The 10,134-nt window shown below is 50.0% G+C and carries 14 protein-coding genes; 10 read left to right on the top strand and 4 right to left on the bottom strand.

Annotation, left to right across the window (positions count from 1 at the left end):
- Both K9N21_12465 and K9N21_12460 read right to left on the bottom strand, forming a co-directional pair.
- On the bottom strand, positions 1 to 246 hold a 246-nt coding region (locus K9N21_12465; protein ID MCF8144722.1), incomplete at its 3' end, for a four helix bundle protein.
- Positions 247 to 341: 95 nt separating this feature from the next.
- Positions 342 to 1,463 carry an ABC transporter substrate-binding protein gene (locus tag K9N21_12460; GenBank protein MCF8144721.1) on the bottom strand — a complete coding sequence of 374 codons (1,122 nt, stop codon included), beginning with the start codon at positions 1,461 to 1,463 and terminating at the stop codon, positions 342 to 344.
- A 476-nt stretch (positions 1,464 to 1,939) separates the two neighbouring features.
- Here K9N21_12460 and K9N21_12455 point away from each other — a divergent pair, with 476 nt between their 5' ends.
- From K9N21_12455 to K9N21_12415, 9 genes are all read left to right on the top strand, one after another.
- On the top strand, positions 1,940 to 2,170 hold the full coding sequence (locus K9N21_12455; GenBank protein MCF8144720.1) for a DUF433 domain-containing protein: 231 nt from the start codon (positions 1,940 to 1,942) through the stop codon (positions 2,168 to 2,170).
- Positions 2,167 to 2,550 carry a DUF5615 family PIN-like protein gene (locus K9N21_12450; GenBank protein MCF8144719.1) on the top strand — a complete coding sequence of 128 codons (384 nt, stop codon included), beginning with the start codon at positions 2,167 to 2,169 and terminating at the stop codon, positions 2,548 to 2,550. Before K9N21_12455 ends, K9N21_12450 begins: the two co-directional genes overlap by 4 nt.
- Before the next feature lie 250 nt (positions 2,551 to 2,800).
- Positions 2,801 to 3,130 carry a DUF433 domain-containing protein gene (locus tag K9N21_12445; GenBank protein ID MCF8144718.1) on the top strand — a complete coding sequence of 110 codons (330 nt, stop codon included), beginning with the start codon at positions 2,801 to 2,803 and terminating at the stop codon, positions 3,128 to 3,130.
- Positions 3,131 to 3,132: 2 nt separating this feature from the next.
- A complete protein-coding gene (locus K9N21_12440) occupies positions 3,133 to 3,231 on the top strand; it encodes a DUF5615 family PIN-like protein (GenBank protein ID MCF8144717.1) in 99 nt (32 codons plus the stop codon).
- A gap of 45 nt (positions 3,232 to 3,276) precedes the next feature.
- Complete coding sequence (locus K9N21_12435) at positions 3,277 to 3,528, top strand: hypothetical protein (protein MCF8144716.1); 252 nt, start codon at positions 3,277 to 3,279, stop codon at positions 3,526 to 3,528.
- Positions 3,529 to 3,609: 81 nt separating this feature from the next.
- Positions 3,610 to 3,945, top strand: coding sequence for a PIN domain-containing protein (locus K9N21_12430; protein ID MCF8144715.1), 336 nt, complete (start codon positions 3,610 to 3,612; stop codon positions 3,943 to 3,945).
- 552 nt (positions 3,946 to 4,497) lie between these two features.
- Positions 4,498 to 4,719 carry a hypothetical protein gene (locus K9N21_12425; protein MCF8144714.1) on the top strand — a complete coding sequence of 74 codons (222 nt, stop codon included), beginning with the start codon at positions 4,498 to 4,500 and terminating at the stop codon, positions 4,717 to 4,719.
- On the top strand, positions 4,719 to 5,183 hold the full coding sequence (locus K9N21_12420) for a type II toxin-antitoxin system VapC family toxin (GenBank protein ID MCF8144713.1): 465 nt from the start codon (positions 4,719 to 4,721) through the stop codon (positions 5,181 to 5,183). Before K9N21_12425 ends, K9N21_12420 begins: the two co-directional genes overlap by 1 nt.
- A gap of 257 nt (positions 5,184 to 5,440) precedes the next feature.
- The gene (locus K9N21_12415) at positions 5,441 to 6,091 is read left to right on the top strand and encodes a YgdI/YgdR family lipoprotein (GenBank protein MCF8144712.1); all 651 of its coding nucleotides are present in this window, start codon (positions 5,441 to 5,443) and stop codon (positions 6,089 to 6,091) included.
- 84 nt (positions 6,092 to 6,175) lie between these two features.
- Here K9N21_12415 and K9N21_12410 read toward each other — a convergent pair whose 3' ends face one another.
- Positions 6,176 to 7,462, bottom strand: a complete 1,287-nt coding sequence (locus K9N21_12410; protein ID MCF8144711.1) for a pilus assembly PilX N-terminal domain-containing protein — start codon at positions 7,460 to 7,462, stop codon at positions 6,176 to 6,178.
- Between the two features lie 562 nt (positions 7,463 to 8,024).
- On the opposite strand from K9N21_12410, the gene K9N21_12405 reads away from it, so the two are divergent.
- Positions 8,025 to 8,657: a YgdI/YgdR family lipoprotein gene (locus K9N21_12405; GenBank protein ID MCF8144710.1), complete on the top strand. Its 633-nt coding sequence runs from the start codon at positions 8,025 to 8,027 to the stop codon at positions 8,655 to 8,657.
- Between the two features lie 136 nt (positions 8,658 to 8,793).
- Here K9N21_12405 and K9N21_12400 read toward each other — a convergent pair whose 3' ends face one another.
- Positions 8,794 to 10,125: a pilus assembly PilX N-terminal domain-containing protein gene (locus tag K9N21_12400; GenBank protein MCF8144709.1), complete on the bottom strand. Its 1,332-nt coding sequence runs from the start codon at positions 10,123 to 10,125 to the stop codon at positions 8,794 to 8,796.
- Between the last annotated feature and the right edge of the window lie 9 nt (positions 10,126 to 10,134).

The raw sequence follows: 10,134 nt of genomic DNA, 5'->3' as shown, positions 1-10,134 counted from the left end.
TTTCACCAGTAAGCCCAGCCAGTAGTCGGTTTCGTCCAGCTCCTTCAGACAATCCCCCAGTTTGGCAATGAATTCAGCCTTGGATCTTGACCTGCAGGCTTCCCTGTAGTTAGCCCCCACCGATGTTCCGGAGCGCAAAGATTGCCTCCCGATCACCTGAGCTTCAGTAGAGTGCGGCAGAGACCTGAACAACCGGATAATCCTCAACGCATAATTTTCCGTCCTATCTTTCAGGTCTGTCGGCATACTTCACCTTTTGGAAATTAAGAGTTATGAATGTAGAATTATGAATCTGCGGAATAGGGAATTGAGAATTCATTTCATAATTCTTAATTCTTAATTTACTTCGCGTAATCTCCGATAACGCCGTCCTTTACGGTCCAGCGGCCGTATACCGCGCCGGCGTCGCCGTTTTCATCAAAGGTCTTGTCGCCGGTCACCCCCACATAGCCTTTGCTCGCCGTCATCAGGGCCTCGCGAAGGGTATCGGGATCCATGGATGCCGCCAGCCTGAGGGCCTTTGCCGTGAGCTTCACCATATCGTAATTATACTCACCGAAGATCGGCATCTTGTTCCCGGGATATTTTGCATCCCAGGCCTTCTTGTAGGCCAGATATTCCGGCGTCTCCTGTGAGAATGTCGGATAGGTGCCGATGACCCCTTCGGCCGCGCCGCCGGCCAGTTCCACCAGCTTCGGCGACTTGGAGGCGGATCCCATCAGCCACTGAACGGTCACGTTGGCCTCATAGGCCTGGCGAAGGAGCATGGCCCCTTCCTTGATATAGGTCAGATTAACCACGGCCCTGGGATTCGCCTTCTTGATTCTCAGGACCTCACTCCGATAGTCGGTTTTCCCCTCGTCATGGGCAAACTCATCAATAATCCGCCCCCCCTTGGACGTGTATTTCTCTTTGAACACCTCGGCCAGACCGACGCCCCAGTCGTTATTCACATAGGTCAGCACCACTTCGTCATACCCGAGGGACCGGGCCAGCTCGGACACCCCGATCCCCTGAAGAAGATCCGATGGAAAGACCCGGAATACATAGGACCCGCACTTGGTGATTTCGGCCGCAGCGCTTTCGGCGCCTATCAGGATGGTCCGGTTCTGCTGGGCAATGGGACAGACGGCCAGGAAATTCGAGCTGGCGGCCGGCCCGAAGACAATGGGAAACTTGTTGACCGTAATAAGCTTCTGGATGGCCGAAACAGACCCCTTGGAGGTGGAATTGTTATCCTCGAAAAAGATCTTCAGGGGTTTTCCGTTGATGCCCCCCTCGGCATTGACCTCATCGAGGGCCAGGTGCATGGCCCGCTGGAACCCCTCGCCATAGACGGAAAGCTTGCCGGTCAACGGCGTTACGGAACCCACCACCACCTCAGGAGATTCGGCCCACGCCGGAATCCCGCACCAGACAAACCCAAGCACAACCAACACCATCACATATCGATACTTTTTCATTGCAGCCTCCTTTCCGTCTCCTTGTTGATTGTTTTCTCGTGGCGATCCGGGTATGAAACCGGTCCCTGAATCACAGTTGTCCAGTAAATCCAGCTCATTATCAATCAGCCTCCGGGTCGCTGTGCCGGCGCACAAGCTCTATCCAGACTTGGTCTGTTTGTCAAGGCTTTTATGGGGCCCAGGTATCCACTGCCCCCGTATCCCCGAACATCGCCATCCTGAGATAACACTTGTAAAAACAACCAATTTCAGCCACTTGACTTTTAAACTCCCACGGCATAAACTGCCAGAGCGCACAAATTCCGGGCTGCCCGCCCTGCTGAGACGCGCAGAAGTCTTCAATCCTCCAGGGCCGGCGCTCAACTGAATAGCTGAAGAGCGTCCCGGCCGTAATTACGATGATGTTTTGCTCAGCGCTTTCAACCAGGGGAGGATATTGCTCACAGAGGATAAGCATTTTGGAAAGGAGATTAGTCATGAGGTATGAACGTATAACGATAAGTTCGGGCCAAATGGGAGGTGTTCCTTGTATCAGAGGGTTGCGCATTCCAGTAGCGACGGTCGTCGGAATGGTTTCGGACGGAATGACTGAGAAGGACATCCTAAAGGCTTATCCCGATTTAACAGTCGAAGATATCAGGGAATCCCTTAAATTTGCAGCAGAAGCTGTCACCGAGCGCCAAATCCCTCTTTTGAATGTCGCATGAAATTCCTTATCGATAACGCTCTTTCACCGTATGTTGCGGAAAGGCTGAGAGCCAAAGGATTTGCGGCTGTCCATGTAAGGGACTATGGTATGCAAGACGCTGACGATGAGGACATATTTGAGTTCGCAGCTATTGAAGGGCTGATAATTGTATCCGCGGACACGGATTTCGGTACACTTCTGGCTTTGCGGGGACAGGCCAAGCCTTCTGTGATATTATTCAGAAGAGGAACCCAAAGATGGCCGGAAAAGCAAGTTTCTCTGCTAATCGAAAATTTGGCTTCCATTGCCGATGCACTTGAAGATGGTGCTGTGGTTATTTTTGAGGACAAACGCATCAGGGTGAGAAAATTGCCCTTTGGGAGAGTAAACAACTGGTAGCCGCATTCAGATGTGCCGACATTCGCCTTTCGCAATATATGCAATCACTTGTTTCTTAAAAAACGGGCCTTCCACATTTAAGTTAGATGGTCTCGTAAAAAGTCAGGAAATGTCATTTTTCGTCATTCCGGCGAAAGCCGGAATCCAGTCCCGCAACAGCGGGATTCAATCAGTTACAAAACCTCTGGACCCCGTTTTTCAACGGGGTGACGACTTTTTACGAATGCATCAAGTTAGGAGGTAGAAAGAAATGATAGCGCTACAGGAAGCCGAGGGTCTTATTTCATCGATGACGCCGGGTGAAAAGGCACAATTGCTTCGATGGATAGCTCGCGATTTCGATGGTGCGTTTCCCGGCATAGAAAACGATCCGGGAGTAGCAGGTGGAGAACCCTGCATTCTGCGTACCCGAATTCCGGTATGGGTGCTTGTTCGAGCACGGAAATTGGGGGCCAGCGAGGCTGAACTTTTGAACAATTATCCAGGCTTGCGCGCTGAAGACTTGGTTAATGCCTGGGGATATTATCGGCTGCACAGGGACGAAATCGATCAGCAGATCGATGAGAACGAGACGGCTTGACAATGCATCGCTTTCTCGCCGATGAAAATTTTCCCCTGCCTACGGTCCAGGAACTTCGCCGGCTTGGACACGACGTCGTCACGGTTCACTTAACCGAATAACTGAACAGTGCTGCCCACGCTGCCCACACAAGGAGGTGCTAAATCATGCAGGAAGAATACTCAGGAAGGTTGCTTGAAAATGGCCACCTATCCATTCCGAAAGGAATTATTGATAAACTGAACATAAGTAAAGACAGCAAGCTACATGTTACAGTTAAAGTCCTTAAAAAAGCACGAAAATCAAAGATTTTGGCTTATGCCGGGCTTCTTTCGGATTTGACACAGCAAGAAGAGAGACAGTTCGATGAATCCATCAAAAGGAGAAGCCTTTTTATGCGAAGAAAAGTTGAATTATGAAAAGATGTACGTTGGATACGAATATCATCACTGCCTTTCTCAAAAACGACTTAAACGTTCTAACGAAAGTCTCTGAGTATCTTGATCCCCTTTGACTGGCTCAGCATTAATATCATCTCGTACTACGAAATTCTGAGGGGCCTGATTGACCTCGGAAATAGAAAAAAGTTGAAAGAATTCGACAAATTCATCGAGGAGAATGAACTCATATCCATTAGAAAAGAAACCATACAAAAGGCGGCGGAGATTTATGCGTATTTGAAAAAAAGAGGTACTCTGATCGAAGACGCCGATATTTTGATAGCTGCTATTGCCCTTGTAGAAAACCTGGTCCTGGTCACAGATAATGTCCGCCATTTTGAAAGAGTGGATGGTTTACAGATTGAAAATTGGAAGAAAGGGGACGATAGCGCCTAATCACATCAGCACCAACTTGATCCCTAAACGTCTCAATACGCACCTATCGCCAAAGGGGATCTCGCTCAACCGAAAAACCGAAGCTCGTCCCGGCCTTCCACGCGAAAATTATGGGAGGACGCGGATATGGAATTGACAAATTGATAACGGAAGAAATGCCCAAAGATATCATCGAGCAGTGCCAGATGCTTGAAGAACATGTAGAATCGTATCTGATTGAGTCAGGAATGATGACGTCCTGGAGATTCATCTGTCATCTTTGATCTTTGAGCTTTTAGCTTTGAGCTTTCAACAAAGGACCACCCCATGAAAAAGATCCTGCCTGCCATCGCCGCCGCCCTCTTTCTCCTCCTCCCTGCCCCAGGCTTCGCCGCCTATGTCATCCATCTCAAGTTCTCCGCACCCTCGTGATACCATAATATGCCAAAAAACCTTTAATTTTAGCTGCTTGACATTAACAGCGAAAAGGGGTAGTCTGACAGAGTTCAGAAAGCGTAGGCTGGTCCCGATTTGCTGCGATATCAACAGCCTTCCCATCAGAGGAGAGATGAAATGTCACAGACCCAGCTAATTAACATAGAAAAGCAGGCAGCAGCTTTATCGCTGGATGAACACATCAAATTGATGGAACGTCTTGCTCGTCAATTAGCGGTTAAGAGCCGAAAGTCTCAATTACGATATGACTGGTCGGCACTGTACGGACTCGGCAAGGGACTCTGGGCCGGAGAGGACGCCCAGGTCTATGTAAACAGGATGCGTGAGGACCGTTGTTGATGGGCCTGGCTCAATATCTTAAGGGAATATCGTCCCTGTTTTTGGATACAGCCCCAATCATTTACTACATTGAAGCCCACCCCAATTATGGACCTTTGGTTTCAGAAGTCGTGAGGGATTTTCAGTCGGGCCGGTTAGCGGCCTATTCATCGGTTATGACGCTCGTTGAGGTCCTGCCCAAGCCGATTGCCATGGGAAACGAATCCCTGGCAGATATTTTCTCCAATTTTCTTATGGCCGGGAACAACATCACTATCCTTGAAATCACATCTCAAATCGCTCAAAGAGCAGGAAAATTAAGGGGTCAATACGGCTTCCTGAAATCCATGGATGCGATCCAGATTGCAACAAGCATGGAAGTCAACGCAGATGCCTTCCTTACCAATGACATTCAACTGAAAAAAGTCGCTGAAATCTCAGCGTTGGTTCTAAAGGATTTTCTTTCTGAAGGAGATAAAGCTTAACCATAACCCGGCACACCGCATCCGGACAGCTTTCACCTTTGAGCTTCCAGTTTCTCCAAAAGAGCAACTCGTTGAACAACCCGAAACACCTCTCTGTGACTCCGGGGCTCTGTTTACCCGCCTGCCCTGTTCAATTTTTATCCCGTTAAACTTTATTTTTCTGTTTAACTGGGACCGAAGGACAGCGCAGCGTATTTAAACAGGGTAGCTTCGGAAAATGGTACTGGGGTCTGAGAATAGAAACGGAAGGAACGCCCATGAAAAAGATCCTGCCCGCCATCGCCGCTGCCCTTTTTCTTTTCCCCGCCACAGGTTTCCCCGCCTACATCATCCACCTCCATGACGGAACCAAATTCGTCACGGACCAATACTATGAACAAGGGGATCAGATTCGTTTCAAACGTTACGGGGGGACCATCGGGATTGAAAAGGCCCTGGTCCGTGAGATCGAAGAGATAGAAGACCTGCCCGAGGAAACCGAAGTGGGTGCCGGTCCGGGCGTTCCAACAATCGGACATCGTGCAGAAGATAAAGTAAAAATGGCGGATGGGACTGGAGAAGGCGAGGCCGCGGAAGCCCAGGGGATCGAGGAAGTAAAAATGCGCGGGGAAAAGACGGAGACCAGAGAAGCAGAACAATCCGAGGCCGCGGCCAAAGAAATTGGCAAGGAGGAACTCGATCCTGAGAAAGTCTATAAGGAAAGAAAGAAGGCGTTGGTTGAAAAACTGGAAGAAGCACTTGAGCGTTATAAAAGGGCCAAGGAGACCGGCGAGCAGGGCATCATCGATGCTGAATTTCGAAGGGCTTCGGAGCTATCCAGCGATTTATCGGATTTGGAAAAAGAGGTCAAAGCAAGACATGGAGGCACGCTCCCTGCCTGGTGGGAGGAGACTGAAAACGCCGAGTGATTGCAGACACTCCGTAGCGCCGTGTTTAAAATGGATCTAATGGGAGTTTACTGTCTATCCGGCAGGAGGAATGGTATCCGGCCGCTATGATTCTTGTTTCCAAGTGAGGAGTTTGAGGCCCGATATAGGTCCTGTATTCTGGAGGTCTTCATCATAATGCACATTTCCATTTCCCGGTATGGCTATTGTGCGGCCGATGACCGACCCATAGATGTCGCCGTTTCCCGTAACGCTCACCGTCGCTGAGGGTGCATAAATAGCCCCATAGACGTTTCCATTGCCGCTTACGGTCACGCTGTTGCAGGTTGATGTCCCATAGATTTGAAGATTCTTGGGATAGCCGGTATTGTTGCTGATCCCATTTCCGCTGATGCTCACGGATCCCGAAGCATAGATGGTCAGAGAACTGCCTGCCGGGATTACCAAGTTTCCATTTCCTGAAATGTTGATGTTTCCAGTAACGTATAGAATAACGTGGCCGCTAATTGTGCCCGTGGCATTTGCGGTGATGCTGATCCCGGGGAGACGATAAGTCCCACCCGATAGCGTATCGCTGCTATTCCCTGAGAGGTTCCAGGCGGGGATGTTTGTCCCGCCTCCGGGATCTGTTATGGCCGGCATGTCTTTTTGTTCATCCGCGGCCAATTTCTGTCCGGGAGGGACGACTGCGGCATTGCCGCTGGTGGTAACGCAAGTGGCTGGATTTCCGCCCTTCCCCGCCATTGCGTCTCCATAAACCTTGGCATTCCCTGAAAGGCTGATGGCGCCTGCAGTGATCGCGTTGGTGCCCACGTCGCCTTCGTTATTGTGCGTTGCCCAGGTATATGGACCTGCCGATGAATCATAGCTGTCGGTTCTGCCGTTTCCGCTGAGGGTTACGCCGAGATCGCCGAAGATGCCGTAATTGAATAAGCCGGAAGGCGAGAAGGTCGCGGTTATGACGGCCTGGGCCTCGGTATCATCCGGATTGGCCCCTATAGCGGTGAAAGTAAAGATGTTATTGGCGATCATTGTCACACCGGGCGCCTCATAGGAAAACGAGAACCCGGCTGGAGCCGCGAATGGAGCAGATGTCAACACAGTGAATGAATTGGGATCGGTAGGATTGTCAGGGTCCCAGACAACGGTGGGGAGTTGGAATGTCTTCGGGTTTGCCGTGAGGCCCGCCTTCATCTTGGCTAATGCGAAATTTACGCCCGCATCAGCATTGTAAAAAGCCGATGAGCTTGATTTGTAATTGGACCCGATCTGGATGTCGGTCGAGGTCAGAATGACGGCTGTGCTCCCTGCCAGCGCTACGATGGCCAGGAACATCAGAGCGATTACAAGAGCGGCCCCACGGTCGTTTTCAAAGGTTTTTGCAAATCCCATGGAATTTCCCCGCCCACTTCTTAAAAAAAGACCCAGGCGCGTTTCAGCTTTAACGCATTGCACTCTGATGCCGATTTGATGTATTTTCATCCAGACGGTAAAATCGGGTGATGGCACTCTCTATTGTCAGACAGAACACTACCCTGAATCATCCATGGTTAAGTCGAGTACGCAACAACCATGCCGAGCCGGGCGCTTGACTTCGTTATTCTTGAAAATTATGAATACATTGAACCCGTTATAGACATATATATGTCCCGGCAAAGGCGGCGTGCAGCGGACTATTTTTTAATCGGCAATAATATTTATCATTATACTGACATTTTTCGGCAGCATGCTGACATTTTTTGCGTAACCCATGCATCTTATATCACGCTCAACAAGAGGTTCAAAGTCCTATTTTATATTATTTAGGCCATAGAAACATTTAATAAATATTTTCTTTTTATCTGGGAACTGGCAGTTTGAAATGACACATGCAGCCGGCTAACTGAGTTGCCCTTTAACTTTCACCCTTCACCTTTGAGCTTTCAGCTTCTATCTTCCAACAAAGGAACGCCCCATGAAAAAAATACCGACCGCCATCGCCCTCGCCGTTTTTCTGGCATACCCCTCCTTTTCTTTTGCCGACTATGTCATTCACCTCAAGGACGGCACCCGGTTTGTCACCGATCGCTACTTTGAAGAAGGTGACCAGATAAAATTCAAACGCTATGGAGGGGTCTTCGGAATTCAAAAAGACCGCGTCCGTGAGATAGAAGAGATAGACATCCCTGAAAAAAATGAGACACCGCTTGACATAAAGGCACCCGCTGTTGAGGAGGAAAGGGCGAACGAGGGGGCGCCTGAGGATGCAGCGAAGGGGAAGACGATGGGAGAAGAAGCTGCCGGGGAAGGAAAAATTGTCAAAGAAGGAAAGGAAATTAAAGACCATGAAGAAACCGGGAAGGGTTCTGAAAAAGAAAATAATGAGTTGATCGATAAATATGCAAAGGAGTTCGACCTGCTCAAAGAGAAATTTCGACAAGTCCCCATAATGACAAAAGAAGAGCTTCATACATTTGCAGACGAACTGCTTGGATTCAGAAAGGGAGTACTATCGGACCGCCTGGCCGGCATATTCTCACAACATCTGCTTGAAGTATATGCCATGCTGGACGAGGTGAAGGATGTTTCGAGATTGAGGGATCGCTGAGGGATTATGACAGAACAAGTTTTCTGGATGTTGGATTTCCGCCGAAGGCGGGACATGGCGGAAGACTTTCGGACTTCTGAGTCAGATACCCTGTCGGCAATTCCATGGACGGATTGCCAACCTGCAGAAAGGAGCGTTATTCCAAGACCGACATCGCCATGGTCATGGACGTTTCCAGCCAGATTCTGGATTTCAGCGGTTGGTTGATGAATGAAGATGAGATCATGCAGCTATCGTAGCGCAGATCCAATCCGCCATTAATATCAATCGTCTGATTGGCCAGAACAGCACCGAAGATGTTTATTCCCGAACCACCTCCGTTGAAGGTGAGCGTCCCCGTCACCAAAACGATACCACTCCAATTGAACCCACCCCCCAGGGTTAAGTCCCCTTCCACCAGCAACACCCCATAGCCGGTAACGTTTTGCAGTTTCAGCCCACCGACAAGGCTGGTTGCGTCGCAGTAACAAGAGACAAAATCGGTCGAACTGCCGTAAGTCGCGCCATTTTGATCGCTTGTTATTATTATGGTAGCCGAATCCTTCATGTCCTCCAAATAGCCTGAGATATCGATATCGGTGGACCCTTCGACCGGTTCGGCGGGATCTCCCGTATAATCGGGCGTTGAGTTCTCAACTGAAACTGAAGGATCCTTTGTATAGGCCGGCGGAAGGGCCCCGGCGGACCCGCAATTATCTTCGCCGTAGACATTTTGCGAGCCGCCGCCGTTAAAAGTGATATCGCCTTTGCTGTATAGGGTGGACGTTATCGGGGGCGGGATGGGCCTTACGACCTCGAGTTCCAATGCCTTGGACCACTCGCTGCCGGACTTTTTATAAGCAGTTATGATTTCGACAGGCGTGGACCCCGCTCCGGCCGTTCCGGTAAACTGGCAGGCTTTTGCCGGATCAGTTGCGTCCCCGTAGCCGTAATAGACGATGTTTCCGGGGGAGGCCTGCGTGTGGGTTGCCGTGGCCCCGTCACCGTCATAATAATGAGCTGACGATACGGTATGGCCCGCCTGCTCCGCGTCATACTCTCTCTTATGCCTGATCTTAACAAAATAAGGGATATCGCTCTGCAGGCTGTCGTGAATATTATTGTCGTAGTTACTATCGTAGGTGGGGTCATCGGATACCTGCCAGGAGGCATCCGTTCGGATGTATGCAGACCACCATGCATTGGGCGTGGCAGCCGGATCACCCACAAAATTGGGCGTGGAACTGGTTCCTTTGAGGCGTTCCCTCGCTTCCTCCAGCCCTCCCTGTGCAGCATTGAAGGCCTGCGTATTGACACGGAAATTGCCGCCGATCTGCAAATCCGTTGATGTCAGCACCATGGCGGTGCTCCCCACCAGCGCCAGGATAGCCAGAAACATCAGGCCGATAATAAGCGCAGCACCGTCTTCATGGCTGTTCACAGGCCTTAAAAGAGGCAAGCTGCATTTGGTATCTGATAATCGTCTCATTATATTGGG

The organism is Deltaproteobacteria bacterium (assembly GCA_021737785.1).
In the GTDB taxonomy this organism is placed as follows: domain Bacteria; phylum Desulfobacterota; class DSM-4660; order Desulfatiglandales; family Desulfatiglandaceae; genus AUK324.
The sequence above is the reverse complement of the archived record's forward strand: the minus strand, read 5'-3'. Positions and strand labels throughout refer to the sequence as shown.

Excerpts from the sequence above, each read along its gene's own strand:
- K9N21_12460 (MCF8144721.1), bottom strand. The coding sequence starts at position 1,463 with ATGAAAAAGTATCGATATGTGATGGTGTTGGTTGTGCTTGGGTTTGTC.
- K9N21_12455 (MCF8144720.1), top strand. The coding sequence starts at position 1,940 with ATGAGGTATGAACGTATAACGATAAGTTCGGGCCAAATGGGAGGTGTT.
- K9N21_12450 (MCF8144719.1), top strand. The coding sequence starts at position 2,167 with ATGAAATTCCTTATCGATAACGCTCTTTCACCGTATGTTGCGGAAAGG.
- K9N21_12445 (MCF8144718.1), top strand. The coding sequence starts at position 2,801 with ATGATAGCGCTACAGGAAGCCGAGGGTCTTATTTCATCGATGACGCCG.
- K9N21_12440 (MCF8144717.1), top strand. The coding sequence starts at position 3,133 with ATGCATCGCTTTCTCGCCGATGAAAATTTTCCCCTGCCTACGGTCCAG.
- K9N21_12435 (MCF8144716.1), top strand. The coding sequence starts at position 3,277 with ATGCAGGAAGAATACTCAGGAAGGTTGCTTGAAAATGGCCACCTATCC.
- K9N21_12425 (MCF8144714.1), top strand. The coding sequence starts at position 4,498 with ATGTCACAGACCCAGCTAATTAACATAGAAAAGCAGGCAGCAGCTTTA.
- K9N21_12420 (MCF8144713.1), top strand. The coding sequence starts at position 4,719 with ATGGGCCTGGCTCAATATCTTAAGGGAATATCGTCCCTGTTTTTGGAT.
- K9N21_12415 (MCF8144712.1), top strand. The coding sequence starts at position 5,441 with ATGAAAAAGATCCTGCCCGCCATCGCCGCTGCCCTTTTTCTTTTCCCC.
- K9N21_12410 (MCF8144711.1), bottom strand. The coding sequence starts at position 7,462 with ATGGGATTTGCAAAAACCTTTGAAAACGACCGTGGGGCCGCTCTTGTA.
- K9N21_12405 (MCF8144710.1), top strand. The coding sequence starts at position 8,025 with ATGAAAAAAATACCGACCGCCATCGCCCTCGCCGTTTTTCTGGCATAC.
- K9N21_12400 (MCF8144709.1), bottom strand. The coding sequence starts at position 10,125 with ATGAGACGATTATCAGATACCAAATGCAGCTTGCCTCTTTTAAGGCCT.